Here is a 22509-nt window from a genome sequence, read left to right as displayed (position 1 = left end):
TTTTAATTAATTAAATATGTTTTTGTTGTTTATGGCGTTTTACTTAAAAGTGTATGGAATGATTTCTTGTAATCAATCATTTGATGTGTTTAAAAATGTTCAATAGTAAATGAAATTAAAGTATTAGTTATATGAAGTCAGCCTATTTATACGTTCGTGTAAGTACGGACGAACAAAAAAGAAAAGGTTACTCCTTACCAGAGCAGGAGGACAGGCTATTAAAGTATTGTAAATATTATGATATCGAAGTCAAAGGAATATACCGCGAAGATTTCTCTGCGAAGAATTTTAATAGACCAGAATGGAACCGATTATTTTCAGAAATTAAAAAGAAATCATCAGGAGAAGATAAAAATATTCTATTTATCAAATGGGATCGATTCAGTCGTAATATTGAATATGCTTACGAAATGATTGGAAAGCTTCGGAAATATAAAACGACAGCAAAAGCTATTGACCAGCCAATTGATTTCTCTGTGCCGGAAAGCACAGTTATGCTGGCTGTATATTTAGCTGTTCCCGAAGCAGAAAATGCCAGGAGAGCGCAAAATACTTCGAACGGTATTCGTCGAGCAAAACTGATGGGGAGATATCCTAGTAAGGCACCATTAGGATTTATCAATTTGACATTATTAGATGGCAAAAAAGGTATCGTTCTTAAAGAGCCTGAAGCAGGAATTATAAAATGGGCTTTTTATCAGGTTGCCAAAAACAATCATAAAATATCCCAAATCATGAAAATTGCTAATGATAAAGGATTACTATGTTCAAAATCACACTTTTTCAGGATTTTGCACAATCCAGTTTATAGTGGACTTATACCAGTTAAACTTGACTCTGGTGAAGAGCAATTGGTAAAAGGTTTACACGAACCATTGATATCAGAAGCTTTGTTTAATCAGGTTCAATCGGTTATTAATACCAAAAGAAAAACTACTTCTAAAAATTATGATTTGCAATCAATGTTTTTTCTTAAGGAGTTTATAATCTGTCCAGTTTGTGATCGAAAACTTCTCGGAAGTTTTTCAAAAGGTAGATTAAAAAAATATCCATACTACCATTGCCGTGATGGCTGCAGAACAAGAATAGCGTGCTGTATTTCTTAATGATTGTTATCAAAATAAACTTCAACAATTGATACTCTCAAATAATACAATTGAATTATTCAGAAACATATTGGAAGACCAGAATATAAAGACACAGAAAGCAAGTTATTTATATGCTCAGAAAGTATTAGAGAGAAAAATAAAAGACGAGGAGCTAACACTTTCTCGAGGTAGAAAATTATTTATTGCCGGAATATTAAAACTTGATGACTACAAGGAATTAAAAAAAGAGAATCAAGTCAGCACAAAAAACCTTAAAAAGGAAGCACGTGATATTTTTATTAAATTAAGAGCTATTGATAAAAAAAATCAAGTAGAAGAGAAAGCATTAGTCGAAATCTTTCAAAGATTTTCTGAATTTGACTCCTCAGACAAAAGACATCTTGTAAATCTTATTCCACCGACTGATGTTGATTTTAAAACTGGAGATCTATCTTTAGGTTTAAATCAAGCATTTTTAAAAATACTATCAAAAAAAGATAACCGAAAAACTGAAAAAAGATGAACTTTATTGATAAGAATGTTTCAATAGAAAAAGCAATTGCCATTCTTTCTAAGAGCAGCATTCAGATAAACGAAGATGAAGCCAAAATTATATTGGAATTGTTATATTTAGTATCAAAAAATTACGATAAACCCAGAGAGAAAAAAATACTATATCCTTAACGGGACTTCGAATCATTATTCAGACCCGATTATATCTCTAATTGAACTGCTTTGAGACTGTTTATTTTAAACAGACTAAGGATTCCTCGTGAAAAAATCGAACCATAAAATATCAGGCTGTAAAAGGTTGATAAATGGATATTTATGGGTATAAAAAAAGAGACAACTATTAACTAGTTGTCTCCTTAAGTGGAGTCGCCGAGAATCGAACTCGGGTCCAAACAAGCAACTAAAGAGCTTTCTACACGTTTATTTCCTGATTGGATTTTCGTTGTTAAGCTAGGTCAGGAACAACCACTCAACACTTATCTTCTTAATTTCGAAATCCACCCGAAGCTCATGGAAATCTAGGTTTATTTTTACGGTTCCCCTGTACTGACCGCCACAAACCAAGGCTTTCAAGGAGAATCCAGCTTTCCTATCTGATAGGAACGTGGCTTAATCTTACTATAATTCGGATTATGCAGCTAAAGCGTAGTTATTTTCGCCGTGTAAAATTGTAAGATCTTATATTTACGAGCAAGGTCTCAATGCTCGACGTGCTTACTGTTCAATTCGACTTGCTGTCAAAACCAGTCGACCCCATTTCTTTTTCAATAAAAAATTGAGATTGCAAAATTACGCTTTTTGAACCATCATTTGACATTAATTATCAAAAATATTTATTTCAATTTTTATGCCAAATTTAGAACTACAATTTATTATTCGATGTCTTTAAAAACAAAAGGATAATCTCCAAAAATTGGTGCCAGTTTACGAACCGCATATGTTTTACGAGTAAACTTATTAGATAAAGCTATAATCGTAACATTCTCTTTTTGCAATGTTATATATGATGAGGTATTACCATGCCACCACCCATTATGAAAATAAAAGTGTTGTCCTGAGTACCAATTAATCATTCTGATACCAAGCCCATAGTTTTTCTCGCCTTTACGTTCATTACTATATCCTTCGTAAACTTCCTTAAGTAATGCTGGTTTTAAGAAACCTGGAGCATTTCTGGCTCTGTCAAATTTTAATAAATCACGAGGCGTAGAATAAACATTTTTATCTCCGTAAACGGCATCCAGATAATCGATTCCTATTTCGACATTATTTCCTTTATAAGACGGAACGGCAGTTTTTCTGTCTTTGTCAATATCAAAAACATAACTATGTGTCATACCCAATGGCTTAAAAATCATCTGAGACATTGCATCTTTATACTTAAGCCCAGTAATTTTTTCGATAATTAGTGCCAACATAGCATAATTGGTATTACAGTATGTAAAACGCGTATCGGTTTTATACTCTAAACCAATATCTTTTGTTGCCATGATATTTAGGATGTCCTGATTGGTTAACTGGTTGTGTCTGTCCCAAATCGATTTATCTCTATCTGTAAAATAAGCATAATTACGCATTCCACTTCTATGGTTTAACAGCATTCTTACTGTTACATCTGGATAAGGAAATGTTTTTAAGATTGTATTTACTTTCTGATCCAAGTCAATTTTTCCAGCGTTAACCAATTTTAAAACTGCAGTTGCTGTAAGTACTTTACTTACCGAAGCAATATGCAACGGCGTATCTTTATTTATTTCTGTCTTTTCGTTTTTATTTGCGTAACCCTCGTATTTTTCATAAATAATCTCACCATTTCTTGCTACCAAAAAACTTCCGTTCATGGTATTGTTTGGCCAGTTTCTATTATAAAAATAATCGACTCTGTTTTTTATAGCTGTTACATAATTTGCAGGCAGTTTTTTTTCCTGAAGCATTGGCTTCATTTTAGGGAGTGTATCTTCTACTATATCGGCTGTGGTTGCATTTGTATTTTTATCTTTTCCGCAAGAGCTTAAAACTAAAATAAGGAAAAGGATTTGTGGTATATTTGCTTTTTTAATGAAATTCATGTGTGGGATTCTAGGAAAACAAATATATAGAATTGAATACTTTTGTTTATTTGTGTTTTTGAAGCAAATTTCCAGATTTTAACACAGTTTTAAGCTTGATTTTCGTCAGGCTATTGAACATCAGGTTTTAATAAATTTGATTTCATTTTTTTTCAAAAAAAACAACAAAATTTTAACTATATTTGTTATATTTAAAACAAATTTAGGTAAAAAAGTTATATTAATACAATATTTAAACAGTAATAAATGAAGTTTGGAATTATAAAAGAAAGAAAAAACCCACCAGACAGGAGAGTTGTATTTACTCCAAGTGAGCTGGTTCGACTTAAACAACTTTATCCTGAAGCTACTGTAGCAGTAGAAAGTTCAGATATTAGAATTTTTACAGACGTTCAATACCAAAGTTTAGGTATAACAGTTACCGATGATGTTTCGGACTGTGATGTACTATTTGGAGTAAAAGAGGTTCCTATTGAGAGTTTAATTCCAAATAAAGCTTATTTTTTCTTTTCGCATACTATAAAAAAGTCACCTGGCAATCGAAAATTATTGCAAGCTGTTTTAGAAAAAAATATCGAATTATATGACCATGAAACAATAGTAAATTCTCAGAACAACAGACTTATTGGGTTTGGAAGATATGCAGGAATCGTGGGTGTATATAATGGTATTCGTGCATTTGGGATTAAATTTGAATTGTTTAAATTACCAAAAGCGGAAACTTTATCTGGAAAAGAAGCACTAATTGCTCATTTAAAACGCATTACTTTACCACCTTTAAAATTTGTAATTACCGGATCTGGAAAAGTAGGTAATGGTGCTAAAGAAATTCTTGATGCCATTAAAATAAAAGAGGTAACTATAGATAATTACTTAACCAAAAATTATACTCAGGCTGTTTATGTACAACTTAACGTATTGGATTACAACAAGCGTAAAGATGGACAAGTTTTAGATTATACCGATTTTTACGAACACCCTGAAGAATACATTTCTGATTTTGAAAAATACACCAAAGTAACTGATGTTTATTTCACAGGACATTTTCATTCGCCTGCCGCTCCAATAATATTAACTAGAGAAATGCTTCAATCTAAAGATTGCAAGATAAAAGTGGTTGCCGATATTTCATGTGATGTAAATGGACCTATTGCCTGTACGCTTCGTGCATCGACAATTGCGGAACCTATATATGGTTATTTCCCTGGAGAGGACAAAGAAGTTGATGTTTTTCATCCTGCTGCAATTGTAGTAATGGCCGTAGATAATTTACCTTCTGAAATTCCTAAAGATGCTAGTGAAGGCTTTGGTGAACAATTTATGGAACACGTTATCCCTGCCTTTTTTAACGGCGATAAAGATGGTATCCTACAAAGAGCTAAAATGACCGAAAACGGAAAGCTTACGCCACGTTTTAGTTATTTACAGGATTATGTGGACGGAAAATAATTGTGAATTATAAATTGTGAATTGTTAATTATCCTTTGTTTGTCTAGAGAATAACCCAATATTGTCACCCTGACGAAGGAAGGGTCTCCGTAAGTAGCTCCACAATTAAAACCCACTGTTCAAGATGCATTATAGAGAGATCCCATTCTTCGGAGTGTCAATTTTAAAAGAAATACTGTATCTAAATAAACATAAGTTGCCCTTCGACTCCGCTCAGGGTGACAGAAAAACAAAACCCCTGCAATCAGATTGCAGGGGTTTATTTTTACATAAAAGTTGTAGAGTTACTTGAGGAGACCCTTCCTTCGTCAGGGAGACAACATTGCAGTTATCATCCTTGGCAGAGTAGAGACCTAATTAACAATTCATAATTAATTATTAATTATTTAAGGCTTCCAACCATATCTTCTGGTTTTACCCAAGCATCAAAATCTTCTGGTGTTACATAACCTAAACGAACAGCTTCTTCTTTAAGTGTTGTTCCGTTTTTGTGTGCTGTTTGAGCAATTTCTGCCGATTTGTAGTATCCGATTTTAGTATTTAAAGCTGTAACTAGCATTAATGAATTGTCTACTAATTCTTTGATACGTTTGTAATTTGGTTCGATTCCTTGTGCACAATGTTCATCGAATGAGATACAAGCATCTCCTAATAAACGAGCCGATTGCAAGAAGTTTGCAGCCATTACTGGTTTAAAAACATTCAGTTCATAGTGTCCTTGCATTCCTCCTACCGAGATTGCAACATCGTTCCCCATAACCTGAGCACAAACCATTGTTAATGCTTCGCATTGTGTTGGGTTTACTTTTCCTGGCATGATAGATGAACCTGGTTCGTTTTCTGGAATGATGATTTCTCCAATTCCTGAACGTGGCCCTGAAGCTAGCATACGTACATCATTTGCAATTTTATTTAATGAAACTGCTAATTGTTTTAATGCTCCATGAGATTCTACAATTGCATCGTGTGCTGCAAGTGCTTCAAATTTATTCTCAGCTGTTACAAATGGATGTCCTGTAAACTCTGCAATATATGCTGCTACTTTTACATCGTATCCTGCTGGTGTATTTAATCCTGTTCCTACTGCTGTTCCTCCTAAAGCAACTTCTGATAAGTGTGCTAATGTGTTTTTAACGGCTTTTATACCATAAGTTAACTGTGCAGCATATCCTGAAAGTTCTTGCCCTAATGTAAGTGGTGTTGCATCCATAAGGTGCGTACGGCCAATTTTCACAACACTTTTATATTCTACCGCTTTTGCGTGAAGTGTATCTCTTAATTTTTCTACTCCTGGAATAGTAATTTCAACTACTGCTTTGTAAGCTGCAATGTGCATTCCTGTTGGGAAAGTATCGTTTGATGATTGTGATTTGTTTACATCATCATTAGCTTTGATGAATTGCTCTCCTTCGCCGATTTCAAATCCTTTTAAAACTTGTGCACGGTTTGCAATTACTTCGTTTACGTTCATGTTACTTTGTGTACCTGAACCTGTTTGCCAGATTACCAATGGAAATTGGTCGTCTAGTTTACCTGCTAAGATTTCGTCGCAAACTGCAGCGATTGCATCTCTTTTTTCGATTGGTAAAACACCTAAATCATGGTTTGCATAAGCAGCTGCTTTTTTTAAGTAAGCAAATCCTTCTACGATTTCTTTTGGCATCGATGCTGATGCGCCAATTTTAAAATTGTTTCTAGAACGTTCTGTTTGTGCTCCCCAATATTTTTCTGCAGGAACTTGCACCTCTCCCATGGTGTCTTTTTCTATTCTGAATTTCATTTTAATGTATTTATGTGTGTTATTATATAAAAATTCGTGTAAACTGTAAAACTATCACTTAAAACTATCATCGCAAACTAGATTTCTAGCCCAGATGGAAGCGGCATCCTTTTTTGGGTCTTTTTTCGGACCAAAAAAGATATAGCGGACAGCTGGAAATAGCTCCTAAACCAAATTATGAGCTTATCTTTTTAAAACTGACCTCAAAAATACGGATAATTACTTTTTTATAAAAATTGATTTAGTTTTTTATTGGTAAGAAAAAATATTAGACCTACATTTGTGGCTACATTCAAAAATTCCGGAAAACATGTTTGAATTTTCACAGTATTTAGGCTTTTTACTTTTCTTAACCATTCTAACTATAGGGTTTTGGTTAATGTTCTTCTTGGTAGGTTTCGTTCAATATTGGATTGGTGGAGCGCTATGGGAAATGTACAAAGAAAGAAAAGCAAAGAAAGAGCAATCAATTTAAAATTAATTTGATTACTACATAAAAAAAGGACCCGTTTACACGAGTCCTTTTTTTTATTTCCTATGTTTCCTTATCCAGGAAACTCTCCTCCTCCATCATTACCTTCATTTTTAGGCCCTTGTTTTTCTCTTTCGTTTTTAGGCTTATTGAATCTATATGTAAATGAAAGATTGAACTGTCGCTTACGAAATTGCATTTCGCTATATGAATTTACATTCTCTAGATATGTTTCTGTTTTCATAATTCTTGAATTGAATACATCACTTACATTAAAAGCAATTGTTCCTTTATCTTTCAAGACATCTTTACTAAAAGCCAAATTTAATCCAAACTGCCCTAAGTTTTTACCTTGTGCTGTTTTTTGAGCTCCATTATACATAGCCGTAGTTTGCCAGTCGATTTTGTATGGTAAAGTTATTCTTGAACTTATACGGGCAAACCATGATGTTGCCTGGTTATCAAAATTTTCTGTGATGGCTAAATTGTTGACATCTGTATAAGTATAATCTCCTGTTGTATTAAGATTATAAAGATTAAAATTGGTATTTAATTTCCACCATTTAAAAGGGGTATAGTTTACCGTGAATTCATAACCAATCTTTTGCTGTTTTCCTAAGTTAATCGGAGTACTTAAAATAACTGGAATTCCATCAACATTATCTCCTGTTTGTAATCTTACGAATGTAAATACATCGGTTGTGTTTTCATAATACAAGGAAGTATTAAAAGTTACTTTATCCCAACGTTTTATATAACCTACATCATATTTATCGGTTAGCGAAGGATCTAAATCTGGATTTCCTCTAAAGATATTGATATTACTGGCATAATTTGTAGCTGGATTCATGAAACGTCCTCTTGGTCTGGAAATACGCTTACTGTAACTTACAGAAAGGCTACTGTTATCTGATATTTCATAATTAAGAAATGCACTTGGAAAAAGATTATTATATTTCTTATTATTAAAATTATTGGTGTCCAATAAATTTACATCAATATTACTGTCTTCCCAACGTAATCCTAAAAGGTAGGAGAATTTAGTCTCTTTAATTTTAGACCCAAATTGTGTATAAAGCGCATTTATTTTCTCTTTATAAACTAATGTATTCGACAAGAAACCTTGGATTGGATTTCCTTGATCGTCAGTATTTACATTGTATACGTTATCTAAATCATTGAAATTTCCTTTATAACCAGCCTCAAACTGACTTCCTTCTCCAAATGGCAATACATAATCTGCCTGGATCTGAAATTGTTTCTGAACCTGATTGTTTAATGTTGTATTAAAATTTGGCGAACCTGTGATTGTACCATTGCTATCATCATTATTTTTAGAAATAGATATATCTGCAGTCAATTTATGTCCTTTATCATTAAAGTTTTTAATCAAGTTTGATGTAAACTCGACATTATCACTAGCTATATTAGTATTACTTAATCTATAAGATGATCCTGTATAATCATGATTTACATCAAAATTATTGTAGTCAATCAGGTCTTTATCTTCTCCGCTATTTTTTTGATAATTAACAGCGTTTGTCCAAAATATTGTTGGAGTAATTTCCCACTCTGCCCCCACTCTGGCATTAAAGCCTTTTCTTAATCTTTTGGTATCTCTTAGTTCATCAAGATAACTTTTAATAGATCCGTCTGGATTTAGATACTCAGAATTTGTTGAACCACCACCTTCAGTTGTTCTGTAACTGTATCCCGCAGTTGTAAAATAGTTTATTTTTTTAGTTTTATAATTTGCATTTGCACTTACTCCGTAGGTTTCTGGAATTCCTGTTGAAGCTATAAAAGTTCCGTTAAACCCTTGATTTTTCCCTTTTTTAAGAATAATATTTATTAATCCTGAACCTCCTTCGGCATCATATCGTGCTGATGGGTTTGTGATTACCTCAACTTTATCGATTGCATCGGCTGGGATTTGACGCAAAGCTTCGGCTACATTTATAGCATTTGAAGGTCTTCCGTCTATTAAGATTCTAATATTATCACTTCCTCTTAAACTTACATTTCCTTCGGTATCTACAGAAACTGATGGTACATTATCCAGAACATCACTTACTGTTCCTCCTTTTACAATCATGTCCTGACCTACATTATAAACTTTTTTGTCAAGTTTAATTTCTACTGTAGATTTTTCGGCACGAACCACAACTTCATTAAGTTGGTTGGCATCTTCGGATAAAGCAAATTGTCCTAAATTGGTATTCTCAGCAATATTTTTCTGTTTGATTTCTATTACCTTAAATGAAATAAACTCAATTTTAATATCATAAACCCCAGGAACAGCATCTACGCTAAATTCTCCTTTGTTATTGGTGATTCCTCCTGCAAGTGCTTTTGGATTTTTGGTATTTACCAAAGTAATTGTAGCATATTCTAGCGGTTGGTTTGTCGTTTTCTCGACAACTTTACCAGTTACTTTTGCTCTTTGCCCTTCTGGTTGTTGGGCAAAACTGAGCATGCTTGTAAAAAGACATACAAGCATGATGATTAATTGATTTTTTTTCATTTTTGGTAGTTTCTATTTGGCTTTTAGACTGCAAATGTAACTGTAGGTTTAAAATGAAAAATCATAAAAATATGTTAACAACCCTCTTTATAATGTTTCTAAAAAAGGTTTTAGCAATTCTAAATCTCTACCGATAATAGCTTTCCCGTCTTTAACAACAATTGGTCTTTCGATTAAGATAGGATTATCGACCATAGCTTGTATAACTTCGGTATCGGTCATTGTTTTATTCTTGAAGTTCTCTATCCAGATTTTTTCTTTAGTTCGAACCAACTCTTTCGGTTTTAAATCTAGTTTATGAAGCAATTCTTTTAATGCATCAAACGAAGGTGTTTCGGTAAGATATGGGATTATCTCAAAGTCTTGTTTTGTATTCTCGATAAAAGCCAGACAATTTCTTGATTTCCCGCAACGTGGGTTGTGATATATTTGTATCATTTTTATTTTTTTAAAGAAGTAAACGTATTTGAAATAAAAAAAAGTAAATTAGTGCTAGCAAAAATAAGATTTATGCAATAAATCGAAGTACTATTTTAAATTAAAAATACATGTTTCTAGAACAAGGAGTTAAAGAAGAAAACAAATTTTGGAAATATTTATTAGGTTCCGTCTTTATAATAACCGCATCATTTGTTGGTCAAATTCCGCTTACACTCGCCATACTATACCAAACTCTTATAAACAAAATACCTTATCCTACGAGTGAAGCTGGTATTATGAAGATTTTTGAATCGAATATTACCTTGTTTCTTATATTGATTTCGTTTGCATTTGCCTTAGCAGGAATTTACTTTGTGGTACGATATATACATCATCAAACTTTTTTATCGGTAACTACATCCAGACCTAAAGTAGACTGGAATCGTATCTTATTTTCATTCCTTTTATGGGGAACTATTACTGCTGTACTAACTGTTTTATTTTATTATCTAAGTCCTGAAGATTTTGTAATTAATTTTAAACCTATTCCGTTTGTAATTTTATTTATAATAGGAACTCTTTTAATTCCTATTCAAACCAGTACCGAAGAATATGTTTTTCGTGGATATTTAATGCAGGGATTTGCAAATCTAGCCCGAAACAAATGGTTCCCGTTACTAATGACTTCGACCATATTTGGGGTAATGCATATTTTTAATCCCGAAGTGTCTAAAATGGGCTATATCGTTATGGTATATTACATTGGGACAGGATTATTTTTAGGAATTATTACTTTAATGGATGAAGGTATAGAACTGGCATTAGGTTTTCATGCTGCCAATAATCTAGTAGGTGCACTATTGGTTACCTCGGATTGGTCGGTATTCCAAACTCATTCGGTTTTTAAAGATATCTCAGAACCATCTGCTGGCGCAGATATTATCTTGCCAGTAATTGTTATTTATCCTATCATGCTATATATTTTTAGCAAAAAATACAACTGGACGAATTGGAAAGAAAAATTAACGGGTGAAATCGTTACTGAAAATAAGTCTGAAACTATTAAACTATAACCAAACTCAAATGTCAAAAATAACATATAAAAACGTCCACAATTTCTTCAAATTAAATGGAGACCATTTTAATGGAGAAGACTTATCTCAAATAGCCTATAGTTTCGTTAAAGAAGGCGAAGCTTATGAAAGAGCTATTGGTGAGTTTATCTTAGATTGGTTTGATGAGAAATCTTATATCGAGATAACTACTTCGGGAACAACTGGAGCTCCAAAAGTGATTCAGTTAGAGAAACAAGCCATGATTGAATCGGCACTTGCAACGGGTGATTTCTTTGATTTACATCCCGGAGATAAAGCATTACATTGCTTGCCTACTCAATATATCGCTGGAAAAATGATGATTGTAAGGAGTTTAATTCTTGGACTAGATGTCGATTTTGTTGCTCCTAGCCTGCATCCTCTTACAAACAACAATACCAAATACGATTTTGTAGCAATGGTTCCTTTACAGGTTCAAAATTCATTGCCTGCGCTTAAAAATGTAAAAAAACTTATTGTAGGTGGCGCTGCAATGGATGCTACGCTTATAAAAAGTGTATCTAAGCTAAAAACTAAGGTGTACGAAACTTACGGCATGACCGAAACGATTACTCATATTGCTGCCAAACAAGTTGGAGAAAAGGCTTTTACCGTTTTACCTCATGTACAAATATCGCAAGATGATAGAAATTGTCTTGTTATAAATGCACCTACAATTTCCAGTGAAACAATTATAACCAATGATATAGTCGAGCTAATAAACGACCATCAGTTTGTCTTTTTAGGAAGAATTGATAACGTTATCAATAGTGGTGGAATAAAATTAATTCCTGAGCAAATAGAAGAAAAACTTTCGGGTAAAATAGATACCCGATATTTTGTAATTGGTGTTCCTGATACGGCTTTGGGCGAAAAATTAGTTTTGGTTATTGAAGGCGAAAAACATACTATCGACAATGCAATCTTTGACAGTCTGGATAAATATCAAAAACCAAAAGAAATCATTTTTGTTCCTAAATTTAAAGAGACTGAAAACGGTAAAATAATCAGGAAGAAAAGTTATCTGTATAATATGTAACCCAAGAATCGATTAATAAAATTTTAGTTTAACCATATAAGCTATGTAAGTCCATTTAAGTTTTTAAAACTTATATTTTCTTATATAACTTATATGGTTTTCTTTTAAAATACAGTTTAGCTTTTCACTTCTCCCATTTCACATTCAACACAATTCAATAATTAAGCATTAAACCAAATCCCCAACCCATATCACTATCATAATGTGTAGAGATTCCTGCGTTTTTGGTCAGAATATATTTTAAACCTCCCATATATTCTTTATCTGTATTTACCATAAAAGCCATTCGTATTCTTGGCGAAATCGGAATATCTTCTCGGGATAATTGGAATCTAACATTTCCATCTGTAAAAACTTCGGCTTGAGCGATAACTAGCCAAGGCAAGGTATAATCAGCACCAATACTTAATACGGAACGATTGTCTTTGGTATTTTTTTGTCCGAAGATATTTTTCTCAACCTCATCATGTCCAAATTTTCTATAACGCCAATCGAATCCTATAAATGGCATAAACCACTGATTTTTTCCAATATAACGCCCGATATGAGTTTCGGTTTCATAACCATGCCTATCATTATATCCTAATCTCCACTCGGTACCAAAACTCCAACGTGCATTTTGTATCATTGCACGACCATCATTTCCATTAGTAGCAAAATCATTCTCTGCCATAATATGACTCATATTACTTTCTTTTTGCAATTCTCTGTATGCCCATTCTTTATCTGGTAATAACGGATTTGGTGGGGAGTTCTCATAACTAAAAACGCGGTTCATTCCTGCCATCATATGATATAAAATATGACAATGAAAAAACCAATCTCCATCGGCATTGGCACTAAACTCAATCGTATCGGTTTCCATTGGCATAATATCCAATACGTTTTTTAATGGAGAATATTCGCCTTGTCCATTTAATACTCTAAAATCATGACCATGCAAATGCATTGGGTGTCGCATCATCGAATTATTGTACAATACGATTCGTAATGTTTCTCCTTTTTTAATTAAAATCTTATCAGATTCTGATAATACTTTATTATCCATACTCCATAAATAGCGATTCATATTCCCTGTTAACTCGAAACGTAATTCTCTAACGGGAGCATCTTTGGGCAATGTGGTTACCGTAGGCGATTTAAGCATGCTGTAATTTAATGTTACAATGTCTTTAACGCTATCCATTTGATGGGCAGAATGATCCATTTTTTCTCCGTCGGCCATTTTCATCGGTTCTTCGGGAGTATGTTTCATTTCTTTAGATGCACTTCCTGTAATTTCGGGATACATTACAGCATTCATATCCATCTTTTGCAAGCTCATTCCCATTCCCATCTCGTTCATGGTTCCGTCCATATTCATCATGCCGTTCATCATTTTCATTCCCTCAAAATAATCGAGCTTTGGCAATGGGCTTGTTAATTGTTTTATGCCAGTTCCTAAATAAATCGACGTTGATTTTGTTCGGTCTTCAGGCGTAGCCAAAAATTCAAAAGCAGTATCATCGGCGGGAATTGTTACAACAACATCATACGTTTCGGATACGCCAATTATCAATCTGTCAACCTCAACAGGAACTACGTCGTTTCCATCATTGGCTACGACCGAAATTTTTCCTCCGGCGTATGTAAGCCAAAAATAAGACGAAGCACCTCCATTTGAAATCCTCAATCTAACTTTATCTCCCGCTTTAAATGGACCGGGAAATTCATTTTCTTTTTTACCGTTAATTAAAAATGCATCATAATACACATCGCTTACATCCATTGCCATCATACGTTTCCATTCGTTGTTGACTTTAGTTTTAAAATGACCTGCTTTTATAGCCTCAGTATAACTTTGGGTTGTTCCTTTTTTAATCGCAAACCAGTCCGAAGCATTATGTAGCATTCGGTGTACATTATCTGGATTGTAATCTGTCCATTCGCTTATCATTACAGGGATTGTAGGCAAATCATCGATTCCTTTTCTAAAATCAGGATCATCTATTTTCTTCTTCATTATCAAAGAACCATACATCCCTATTTGCTCCTGCAAACCACTATGACTATGATACCAATGTGTACCATTTTGGACAACAGGGAATTTATACACATAAGTTTCCCCTGGCTTTATAGGCATTTGTGTAAGGAAAGGAACTCCATCTTCCTGATTTGGCAAAAAGATACCGTGCCAATGCAAAGATGTACTTTCCTTTAACTGATTATGCACATGAATATCGGCGATATCTCCCTCGGTAAAAGTGAGCGTCGGCATCGGGATTTGTCCATTTACAGCAATTGCTCTTTTGGACTTTCCTGTAAAATTCACCAACGTATCTTTTACGTATAAATCATACCTCACAATTTTTTGTGCAGTCGTGCTTATCGCAAAAAGCAACAATATGAGTATTGAATAAATTTTCATTTTTTAGTTTTTAAAGTTTCAAACTTCTTAATCGCAATGCATTCACAATAACAGATACAGAACTAAAACTCATTGCCAAAGCAGCAATCATAGGAGAAAGCAATATTCCGAAAAACGGATATAAAACTCCCGCAGCAACAGGCACACCTAATACGTTGTATATAAAAGCAAAAAATAGATTTTGTTTGATGTTTGCCATTACAGCGTGGCTCAGGTTTTTTGCTTTTACAATTCCTTGCAAATCTCCTTTTACCAAAGTAATCTTGGCACTTTCTATCGCAACATCGGTTCCTGTTCCCATCGCAATCCCAATATCCGATTGTGCCAGAGCTGGCGCATCATTGATACCATCTCCCGCCATGGCTACAATTTTTCCTTCGGCTTGTAATTTCTCAATTACTTTTAGTTTATCTTCTGGCAAACAACCTGCCTGAAATGAAGTTAAATGCAGTTCGTCGGCAACCGCTTTAGCAGTATTTATATTATCTCCCGTAAGCATAATTACCTCAACTCCTTGTCGCATTAATTCTTTTATAGCGGCAGCACTGGTTGCTTTTATAGCATCGTTTATAGTAACAAATCCTACTACATTTTTATCTACAGCGATATAAGAAACTGTTTTTCCTAATTTCTGTTCAGCAATAATTTTCTCTTCGATAGCTCCAGAAACAATTACTCCTACTTGCTCCATTAATTTTTTATTCCCTAATGCAACCTTTTTATCAATCGCAGTTCCAATAACTCCTTTTCCTGCAATGTTTTCAAAATCATCTACTTTTATTAAAGAGATGTTTTTAGCTTTTGCAAATTTTACTACGGCTTCCGCCAAAGGATGTTCGCTATACTGATTTAAAGAAGCAATGTATTGTAACAATTCATCCTCTGAATATTGCAACGCAACAATTTTCTCTACCGAAGGTTTTCCCTCAGTAATTGTTCCCGTTTTATCAGTAATCAGAACATTTACTTTGTCCATTTTTTCTAAAGCTTCTGCATTTTTTATCAGAATTCCCGATTGGGCTCCTTTTCCAACTCCTACCATTACAGACATTGGTGTTGCTAAACCCAATGCACACGGACAAGCAATTATCAATACTGCAATTGCATTAATAAATCCGTAAACCATTGCTGGTTCAGGACCAAATTTTGCCCAGATAAAAAAGGTAAGTACAGAAATAATAACCACAATTGGCACAAAGTATTTAGCAATACTATCGGCTAGTTTCTGGATTGGTGCTCTGGAACGACTGGCATTATTTACCATTTGTATAATTTGCGAAAGCAAAGTTTCTGAACCTACTTTTTCAGCAATCATAACAAATGATTTGTTTCCGTTTATAGTTCCCGAAGACACCACATCACCTGTTTTTTTATCAACAGGAATAGGCTCTCCAGTAATCATCGATTCGTCTATCGTACTTTCCCCATCGGTAATTTTTCCGTCTACAGGAATTTTATCTCCGGGTTTTACTCTAAGTAAATCTCCTTTTTTAATATCGTGAATTGCAATTACTTTATCGACTCCATCAATTACCAGAGTCGCTTCTGTAGGAGCGAGTTTTAATAATTCTTTTATCGCACCACTAGTCTGGCTATGTGCTCTTGCTTCTAGTAATTGCCCTAATAAAACCAATGTAATAATTACTGTTGCAGCTTCAAAATAAAGATGAATTGTTCCGTGTCCCGATTTAAATTCTTCTGGAAATATATCAGGAAAAAACATTCCTACGATACTAAATAAAAATGCCATCCCAGTACCAATCGCGATAAGGGTAAACATATTTAAGTTCCAAGTCACGATTGATTTCCATCCGCGAACGAAAAACATCCAACCTGCATAAAAAATTACAGGAAGCGAGAAAAGCAGTTGCACCCAATTCCATTTCCCAACATCCATTATTTTTAGCAAAGGATTGTCATGCATCATTTCAATCATGGCTATAAAAAAGATAGGAACAGTAAAGAGTATTGCTATTTTCATTTTTCGCAATAACTCTTTATAGACCTTATTCTCTTCGCTATCTGTTGGTTCCATTGGTACTAAATCCATACCGCAAATTGGGCACGAACCTGGCATATTACTTATAACCTCTGGATGCATCGGGCATGTATATTGCTGAACCTGAATAGCTGCTGGCTCTTGTATTAAATCCATTCCGCACACAGGACAATCTCCCGCTTTGTCATACATTTTATCGCCTTCACAATGCATCGGGCAATAATATTTTCCTCCTACATGATTATGTGGTACAGCTTCTTTTTTATGCTCATGTTTATGTCCGTCAGCACTGCAACACGATTTCTCGGCTGGCTTTTCGTGTGCCTGAACTGTTACTGGTTCTTGTACTAAATGCATTCCGCACACAGGACAATCTCCCGCTTTGTCATACATTTTATCGCCTTCGCAATGCATCGGGCAATAATATTTTCCTCCAGCATGATTATGCGCTACAGCTTCTTTTTTATGCTCATGTTTATGTCCGTCAGCACTACAGCATGATTTCTCGGCTGGCTTTTCGTGTCCATGATTCATAGTCATTTCAATGGTGTACTTTCCAACCGCAGTTAATGCTTCTTGCAGTTGCTCCGTCGGAATATGCTTTTCCATCGTAATCGTTGCCAATGGTGGTTCCAAAGTAACACGTGCCTCGATTCCCTCGATAGCATTTAATGTTTTTTCTACTTTAGTACGACATCCATCGCAAGTCATTCCTGTGATTGTATAAGTATGAGTCATTGCTTTATTTTTTTTATGAATTTTTCTTTAACAAATTTCTAAAATAACGCTTCAATAAGCTTGTACAATTTTGGTTATGATTTATAAGATTTACAAATCCTCGATTTGTTTTCGCTTTTTGTCTTTCAACTTTTTATAATAACTTGGTGAAAATCCGGTTACTTTTTTAAATTGATTACTCAAATGTGCCACACTACTATATTGAAGCTGATAAGCAATTTCGCTCAGACTTAATTCATCGTATATAAGTAACTCTTTTACCTTCTCAATTTTCTGAGAGATAAAATATTTTTCAATAGTTGTCCCTTCTACTTCCGTAAAAAGATTACTTAACGAGTTATAATCGTGTTGTAAATTAGTCGATAAATAATGGGATAAATTAGTGCTGAGGTCGTTATTTTTATAATGAACCAATTCGATGATTAAGGTTTTAGTTTTCTCAATAGTCAAACTTTTTTTATCATCTATAAGTTCAAATCCCAAAGAATGCAAGACATTTACTAAATCTTCTTTTAATGAATTTATCTCTTTTTCTTCTATTTCTACCTCACCCAGCTCTACTGCAATCGGATGAAGCCCGAGTTTTTCCAACTCAGACTTCACGACCATTTTACAGCGACTGCAAACCATGTTTTTAATGTATAGCTTCATTTACTTGATAGTTTCTACAGTATTACCACAGCTCAACATTTTCGAACCATAATATGGGTTTTTAATGGTACTTTCTTTACTCAACCAGTTGGCACCTTTTCCGTTATTTGCCATTGGGCAAAACTGATAATAAGTTGGTGTTTCCCCTTTTGAAACTTTTAATAACGCATATACATTTTTAGATAATGTTCCAAAATGGTCTCTTTGATGTGTTGCATCTTTTGTATCAGCAATATGTTCGGCATCTTCTTTTAAGTCTTTCAAAACTTTCATCCAAACCATGTGAACATCCATTGGTAAACTTTCCATTTTTACCCCATCAATAGCTGTTACTAATGTTTTGGCTTTCGCCGAAGCAGTAGCACCGTCTGTTTTTACCAATGCATCTTTGATTCCGAAATACGCATCAAAAACTGGTTTTAGAATATTTGCTTTTTGATCCACATCCGAAGAAGTCATTTCGTGACCAGAATGCGCTTCATGGTTCATTTTCTCAGCAGGAACAACCATTGCCATTTTTTTATTATTTCGCTCATATTGGCAACATTCAGGAAGTTTAGCATACGCATCATTTGGTGCTAAAAACTCATTGCTATCATATCCCGCTAAAGCAATACGTTTTAATATCTCCTCTTTGTTTGTTTTGGTAGCATCATAAGTAAGCGTTGCCATTTTAGAATCTTTATTCCAATCTACTTCGGCACTATTTTTTAAGTTACCTGCTTTCTCGATTGTTTTTTTACACATTTCGCAATTACCAAATATTTTTACAGTTTCGGTTTTTGCGTTTTTTATTTTTGCATCACATGCAGTAAATGATAACAATGCAACGATTGCTACCAATAAAGTTTTTATCGATCTCATTTTTTTATAGATTATCTGTCAAGAATGTAAAACTCCTGAACGTTATTTGATATTTATTTTTTGAATACTTAAAGTTAACATTTTCTATTAGACGCACTTATGGCTATCACAGAAAACTTTTAGCTTATTTTTGGCGGAGACCAGATACTATAAAAGCCTGAAGATAAAGCGGCTTCATGAGACTGAAAGAATTGTTTTTTATTCGAAAAATTAAAACAATTTAATGTAGTTTCATTCCATTTTTCGGAAGTAAACATCGAAATAACTGTAACACAACGGCAATTAGAATGATTGCATTTATCGGCACAACCATCTTTTCCTTTTTTATTAGAGCTTGAATCACAACAACCATCAGTTGATTTTGTTTGCGATTTTTCGGTTGTATGCTTCTTTTTTTCAGATTTCATACCGCACGCTTCTACTTGCGTTGGCATCAAAAAGAAACCAAGCAAGAAAACAAAAAATAATATGTGCGTTTTTGAAATCATCTAAAATTTTGAAATTCAAAGATACAATATATTTTTTTTAATGATAAAATTATGTGGTTGCTGTGAAAATGGAACGCGGATGACGCGGATTTACTAAAGTAAAGACGCGGATAAAAACGGATTTTTAAAGTAATCCGTAAAGAAAAAAATCCGTTTTTATCCGTGTTTTCGCGATAGCGAATCCGCGTCATCCGTGTTCCGTGTTTTTTTTTGCCACAGATTAAAAGATTAAAATGATTCCTCTCGAAATTTAAAACTTTAAAAATCCGTTTTAATCCGTGTTTTCGCGATAGCGAATCCGTATCATCCGCGTTCCCTTTTTAGACAATCAAAAGAAACACAATACAATTTGAAATTAAAAAAAACTAAACCTCAATCGTAATAACATCTTTAAGTTTTGTAGAGAATTTGGGAGATAATCGTTCTTGTTTCATTTTCCATTGTCTGCCTAATGATTGTACTCCAAATTTGACTTTGTTATCGCCATAACTTAAATTCATCTTATCGATAACACTCATCAATGGCTGATGTTTCGGGTTGGATGTACTGAATAAATTAAGCTGTGTTTCGTCATTTGGCGTTAAGCCCATAACAACAACTCCGGCTCTTTTATAGGAATATCCAGTTTTATAAATTTCCTTTAATCCTCTTTGTGCGGCTTGATTTAGCTCGATTGTAGAGTTGGTCGGAAAGTCGGTATTTATAGTAATACTACGCGAATATTGTGATTGGTCGTTTGCTAAATAATTCGTCTGAATAAAAACCGTCACCATATTGCAATGGCAACCTTGGCGTCTTAATTTCTCGGCACACGAAGCTGTAAAGGTGCTTACTCGTTCCGAAATCTCATCGTAAGTAGCATATTTAGTTTCGAATGAGCGTGTAGTCGCAATCATTTTTTTATTTCGAGGTGCCTCTAAATCTAATGTTGGTTTTCCTTCTAGCTCATGTTTTAGTCGAAGTCCCACAACAGCCATTTCTTTACGCACCCAAGCATCAGATAATTGTGTAAACTGATACGCTGTCAGGATATTTTTTTGTTTCAGGCGTTTGGCATGCTTTCTTCCTATTCCCCAAACATCTTCTATTTTTGTCCATTTAAGCGCTTTGATTCTTTTCTCATCGTTATCAATCGAATACACATTCTGAGTTCGTTCAGAAAATTTCCTGGCAATTTTATTTGCCACTTTTGCCAAAACTTTCGTTGGAGCAAAACCTACACTTACTGGAATTCCTGTACCTCTTGTAATCTTTTTTCGCATGTCGAGTCCCAAATTATGCAAATCGAATAATTCGAAACCTGAGAATTTCAAGAAAGCTTCGTCGATACTATACAGTTCAATATCGGGAGTATACGTTCTAAGCATATTCATTACCCGATTGCTCATATCGCCATACAAAGCATAATTAGAAGAATACACATAAATATTCTTTTCTTTAAACAATGCTTCAAATTTAAATGCGGGCGCTCCCATCGGAACTCCTGCTAACTTTGCTTCATCAGAACGCGCAATAACGCAACCATCATTATTAGAAAGGATAACGACTGGTTTTCCTATCAAATGTGGTTCGAATACCCTTTGGCAAGAGGCATAAAAATTATTACAATCAACTAAAGCAAACATTGTTTATTATTTGAGGTTAAAACTACACCTATAAATGGCACGCGGATTAAACAGATTCGCTATCGCGAAAGCGCTGAAAAAAAACGGATTTTTTTAGAATATTAATAAAATCCGTTTAATCCGCGTTCTATTTCAATACAATTAAAAAGATTTTATCGAATGAACTACAATTCCCCAAATCAAAAGTTCATTTTCGGCTGTCACTTTTATAGGTTCGTAATCTTCATTTTCGGCGATAAGCCAAACAATATCTTTTTCTATTTTAATACGTTTTACTGTGAATTTACCATCGACTTGGCAAACTGCAATTTTGTTATTTTGTGGTTCTAAACTTTTATCAATAATCAACAAATCACCATCATTTATCCCGACATCTTTCATGGAATGTCCTTTTACTTTGGCAAAAAAAGTAGTGTCTTTGTTTTTAATAAATTCTTTGTTGAGGTCTATCGTTAGCTCGATAAAATCATCGGCTGGAGATGGAAATCCTGCGCTAATTCCCACATCAAAAAAAGGAATTTCTAATTTTGATGAGTAATCCGGAATATAAAATTCTAGGGTTGTGTCGTCGTTATTTAAACTTCGTAATTTCATAGTTTCACAAAATTACGGAAGTTATATTTTCGCTGTTAGTATTTAACACTAAATAGTTATCAACGATACCTATCTTTAATTATTTGGAGATGTTTTCTTGCTTAATCTTCTTCGGAATTTATGATACGTATTATGGTATTTATTATGACTTGGATATTTACGATATGAAGTAAGATTATTAAATATCAAAGCTATAATAAGCAATACTGTAACTCCTGTTAATACTGGCGAGATAACATACCAATACCCCAAATCTTTTATCTGGCTGGAACCTGTAACGGCGATAAGTGCAGTTGCTCCTCCTGGTGGATGTAATGTTTTGGTTACTTGCATACAAACAATAGAAAGTGATACTGCCAATGGTGCTGTAATCCAGATAATATCTGGTGCTAGTTGTTGTACTGTTACTCCTATAATTGCCGAAATAACATGTCCTCCTACAAGGTTACGAGGTTGTGAGAACGGACTTCTAACTTCTCCATAAACCAAAACACTCGAAGCTCCAAACGAACCAATTAAGTACACTAAATCTGATCCTGTAAAATGTTGGGTTTGGGTATAAGCAATCAATCCGATACCTACAAATGAGCCTAAGAATGACCAGAATATCTCTTTAGAATTAACTAAAGTTTCTTTGTAAAGTATATATCTTGTTTTGCGGTAGCTTCTTTTTATTTTGGTAACACCCCCCATAA

19 protein-coding genes and 1 other RNA gene are annotated in these 22509 nt (G+C 34.0%); 7 read left to right on the top strand and 13 right to left on the bottom strand.

Annotated elements, in window-relative coordinates:
* The first annotated feature begins 131 nt into the window (after positions 1 to 131).
* The 3 genes from ACJ6WR_RS17125 (at position 132) to ACJ6WR_RS17115 (ending at position 1772) form a co-directional block, all read left to right on the top strand.
* Positions 132 to 1106 carry a recombinase family protein gene (locus tag ACJ6WR_RS17125; protein ID WP_409415922.1) on the top strand — a complete coding sequence of 325 codons (975 nt, stop codon included), beginning with the start codon at positions 132 to 134 and terminating at the stop codon, positions 1104 to 1106.
* Positions 1107 to 1176: 70 nt separating this feature from the next.
* Positions 1177 to 1611: a hypothetical protein gene (locus ACJ6WR_RS17120; RefSeq protein ID WP_409415921.1), complete on the top strand. Its 435-nt coding sequence runs from the start codon at positions 1177 to 1179 to the stop codon at positions 1609 to 1611.
* The gene (locus ACJ6WR_RS17115; RefSeq protein WP_409415920.1) at positions 1608 to 1772 is read left to right on the top strand and encodes a PTS sugar transporter subunit IIBC; all 165 of its coding nucleotides are present in this window, start codon (positions 1608 to 1610) and stop codon (positions 1770 to 1772) included. The genes ACJ6WR_RS17120 and ACJ6WR_RS17115 overlap by 4 nt, the downstream gene beginning before the upstream one ends.
* A 187-nt stretch (positions 1773 to 1959) precedes the next feature.
* On the opposite strand, the gene ssrA is transcribed toward ACJ6WR_RS17115, so the two are convergent.
* Positions 1960 to 2356: a transfer-messenger RNA gene (ssrA, locus tag ACJ6WR_RS17110) on the bottom strand.
* A gap of 117 nt (positions 2357 to 2473) precedes the next feature.
* On the bottom strand, positions 2474 to 3670 hold the full coding sequence (locus ACJ6WR_RS17105; RefSeq protein WP_409415919.1) for a serine hydrolase domain-containing protein: 1197 nt from the start codon (positions 3668 to 3670) through the stop codon (positions 2474 to 2476).
* Between the two features lie 246 nt (positions 3671 to 3916).
* On the opposite strand from ACJ6WR_RS17105, the gene ACJ6WR_RS17100 reads away from it, so the two are divergent.
* A complete protein-coding gene (locus ACJ6WR_RS17100; RefSeq protein WP_409415918.1) occupies positions 3917 to 5119 on the top strand; it encodes an NAD(P)-dependent oxidoreductase in 1203 nt (400 codons plus the stop codon).
* 382 nt (positions 5120 to 5501) lie between these two features.
* Here ACJ6WR_RS17100 and fumC read toward each other — a convergent pair whose 3' ends face one another.
* Positions 5502 to 6899 carry a class II fumarate hydratase gene (gene fumC, locus ACJ6WR_RS17095; protein ID WP_409415917.1) on the bottom strand — a complete coding sequence of 466 codons (1398 nt, stop codon included), beginning with the start codon at positions 6897 to 6899 and terminating at the stop codon, positions 5502 to 5504.
* A 310-nt stretch (positions 6900 to 7209) separates the two neighbouring features.
* Here fumC and ACJ6WR_RS17090 point away from each other — a divergent pair, with 310 nt between their 5' ends.
* Positions 7210 to 7374: a hypothetical protein gene (locus ACJ6WR_RS17090; protein WP_035621077.1), complete on the top strand. Its 165-nt coding sequence runs from the start codon at positions 7210 to 7212 to the stop codon at positions 7372 to 7374.
* A 70-nt stretch (positions 7375 to 7444) separates the two neighbouring features.
* Here the strand turns inward: ACJ6WR_RS17090 and ACJ6WR_RS17085 are convergent, their stop codons facing one another.
* A complete protein-coding gene (locus tag ACJ6WR_RS17085) occupies positions 7445 to 9895 on the bottom strand; it encodes a TonB-dependent receptor domain-containing protein (RefSeq protein ID WP_409415916.1) in 2451 nt (816 codons plus the stop codon).
* A gap of 87 nt (positions 9896 to 9982) precedes the next feature.
* Entirely contained in the window at positions 9983 to 10333 is a 351-nt protein-coding gene (arsC, locus tag ACJ6WR_RS17080) for an arsenate reductase (glutaredoxin) (protein WP_409415915.1), read from the bottom strand.
* Between the two features lie 110 nt (positions 10334 to 10443).
* Between arsC and ACJ6WR_RS17075 the strand changes: the two genes are divergently transcribed.
* Both ACJ6WR_RS17075 and ACJ6WR_RS17070 read left to right on the top strand, forming a co-directional pair.
* Entirely contained in the window at positions 10444 to 11388 is a 945-nt protein-coding gene (locus ACJ6WR_RS17075) for a CPBP family intramembrane glutamic endopeptidase (protein WP_409415914.1), read from the top strand.
* A 10-nt stretch (positions 11389 to 11398) separates the two neighbouring features.
* Complete coding sequence (locus ACJ6WR_RS17070) at positions 11399 to 12448, top strand: AMP-binding protein (protein ID WP_409415913.1); 1050 nt, start codon at positions 11399 to 11401, stop codon at positions 12446 to 12448.
* Positions 12449 to 12602: 154 nt separating this feature from the next.
* Here the strand turns inward: ACJ6WR_RS17070 and ACJ6WR_RS17065 are convergent, their stop codons facing one another.
* From ACJ6WR_RS17065 to ACJ6WR_RS17030, 8 genes are all read right to left on the bottom strand, one after another.
* Entirely contained in the window at positions 12603 to 14855 is a 2253-nt protein-coding gene (locus tag ACJ6WR_RS17065; RefSeq protein ID WP_039115991.1) for a multicopper oxidase domain-containing protein, read from the bottom strand.
* 10 nt (positions 14856 to 14865) lie between these two features.
* A complete protein-coding gene (locus ACJ6WR_RS17060) occupies positions 14866 to 17592 on the bottom strand; it encodes a heavy metal translocating P-type ATPase (protein WP_409415912.1) in 2727 nt (908 codons plus the stop codon).
* A gap of 90 nt (positions 17593 to 17682) precedes the next feature.
* On the bottom strand, positions 17683 to 18243 hold the full coding sequence (locus tag ACJ6WR_RS17055) for a helix-turn-helix domain-containing protein (protein ID WP_039115993.1): 561 nt from the start codon (positions 18241 to 18243) through the stop codon (positions 17683 to 17685).
* The gene (locus ACJ6WR_RS17050) at positions 18244 to 19107 is read right to left on the bottom strand and encodes a DUF3347 domain-containing protein (RefSeq protein WP_409415911.1); all 864 of its coding nucleotides are present in this window, start codon (positions 19105 to 19107) and stop codon (positions 18244 to 18246) included. It abuts the gene before it with no gap.
* 119 nt (positions 19108 to 19226) lie between these two features.
* Positions 19227 to 19595, bottom strand: a complete 369-nt coding sequence (locus ACJ6WR_RS17045) for a hypothetical protein (protein WP_323491065.1) — start codon at positions 19593 to 19595, stop codon at positions 19227 to 19229.
* Between the two features lie 365 nt (positions 19596 to 19960).
* The gene (locus tag ACJ6WR_RS17040; protein WP_409415910.1) at positions 19961 to 21220 is read right to left on the bottom strand and encodes a Y-family DNA polymerase; all 1260 of its coding nucleotides are present in this window, start codon (positions 21218 to 21220) and stop codon (positions 19961 to 19963) included.
* A gap of 141 nt (positions 21221 to 21361) precedes the next feature.
* Positions 21362 to 21814: a LexA family protein gene (locus tag ACJ6WR_RS17035; protein WP_409415909.1), complete on the bottom strand. Its 453-nt coding sequence runs from the start codon at positions 21812 to 21814 to the stop codon at positions 21362 to 21364.
* A gap of 75 nt (positions 21815 to 21889) precedes the next feature.
* Positions 21890 to 22507, bottom strand: a complete 618-nt coding sequence (locus ACJ6WR_RS17030; protein ID WP_039115999.1) for an HPP family protein — start codon at positions 22505 to 22507, stop codon at positions 21890 to 21892.
* Between the last annotated feature and the right edge of the window lie 2 nt (positions 22508 to 22509).

Origin of the sequence: Flavobacterium sp. PS2, assembly GCF_046250155.1 — a bacterium.
GTDB lineage: Bacteria > Bacteroidota > Bacteroidia > Flavobacteriales > Flavobacteriaceae > Flavobacterium.
Note: the sequence above shows the minus strand (reverse complement) of the source record. Positions and strands in the feature narration are given on the sequence as shown.

What these genes read in the sequence shown, in the direction of transcription:
- ACJ6WR_RS17125 (WP_409415922.1), top strand. Translation starts at nt 132, where the DNA reads ATGAAGTCAGCCTATTTATACGTTCGTGTAAGTACGGACGAACAAAAA.
- ACJ6WR_RS17115 (WP_409415920.1), top strand. Translation starts at nt 1,608, where the DNA reads ATGAACTTTATTGATAAGAATGTTTCAATAGAAAAAGCAATTGCCATT.
- ACJ6WR_RS17105 (WP_409415919.1), bottom strand. Translation starts at nt 3,670, where the DNA reads ATGAATTTCATTAAAAAAGCAAATATACCACAAATCCTTTTCCTTATT.
- ACJ6WR_RS17100 (WP_409415918.1), top strand. Translation starts at nt 3,917, where the DNA reads ATGAAGTTTGGAATTATAAAAGAAAGAAAAAACCCACCAGACAGGAGA.
- fumC (WP_409415917.1), bottom strand. Translation starts at nt 6,899, where the DNA reads ATGAAATTCAGAATAGAAAAAGACACCATGGGAGAGGTGCAAGTTCCT.
- ACJ6WR_RS17090 (WP_035621077.1), top strand. Translation starts at nt 7,210, where the DNA reads ATGTTTGAATTTTCACAGTATTTAGGCTTTTTACTTTTCTTAACCATT.
- ACJ6WR_RS17085 (WP_409415916.1), bottom strand. Translation starts at nt 9,895, where the DNA reads ATGAAAAAAAATCAATTAATCATCATGCTTGTATGTCTTTTTACAAGC.
- arsC (WP_409415915.1), bottom strand. Translation starts at nt 10,333, where the DNA reads ATGATACAAATATATCACAACCCACGTTGCGGGAAATCAAGAAATTGT.
- ACJ6WR_RS17075 (WP_409415914.1), top strand. Translation starts at nt 10,444, where the DNA reads ATGTTTCTAGAACAAGGAGTTAAAGAAGAAAACAAATTTTGGAAATAT.
- ACJ6WR_RS17070 (WP_409415913.1), top strand. Translation starts at nt 11,399, where the DNA reads ATGTCAAAAATAACATATAAAAACGTCCACAATTTCTTCAAATTAAAT.
- ACJ6WR_RS17065 (WP_039115991.1), bottom strand. Translation starts at nt 14,855, where the DNA reads ATGAAAATTTATTCAATACTCATATTGTTGCTTTTTGCGATAAGCACG.
- ACJ6WR_RS17060 (WP_409415912.1), bottom strand. Translation starts at nt 17,592, where the DNA reads ATGACTCATACTTATACAATCACAGGAATGACTTGCGATGGATGTCGT.
- ACJ6WR_RS17055 (WP_039115993.1), bottom strand. Translation starts at nt 18,243, where the DNA reads ATGAAGCTATACATTAAAAACATGGTTTGCAGTCGCTGTAAAATGGTC.
- ACJ6WR_RS17050 (WP_409415911.1), bottom strand. Translation starts at nt 19,107, where the DNA reads ATGAGATCGATAAAAACTTTATTGGTAGCAATCGTTGCATTGTTATCA.
- ACJ6WR_RS17045 (WP_323491065.1), bottom strand. Translation starts at nt 19,595, where the DNA reads ATGATTTCAAAAACGCACATATTATTTTTTGTTTTCTTGCTTGGTTTC.
- ACJ6WR_RS17040 (WP_409415910.1), bottom strand. Translation starts at nt 21,220, where the DNA reads ATGTTTGCTTTAGTTGATTGTAATAATTTTTATGCCTCTTGCCAAAGG.
- ACJ6WR_RS17035 (WP_409415909.1), bottom strand. Translation starts at nt 21,814, where the DNA reads ATGAAATTACGAAGTTTAAATAACGACGACACAACCCTAGAATTTTAT.
- ACJ6WR_RS17030 (WP_039115999.1), bottom strand. Translation starts at nt 22,507, where the DNA reads ATGGGGGGTGTTACCAAAATAAAAAGAAGCTACCGCAAAACAAGATAT.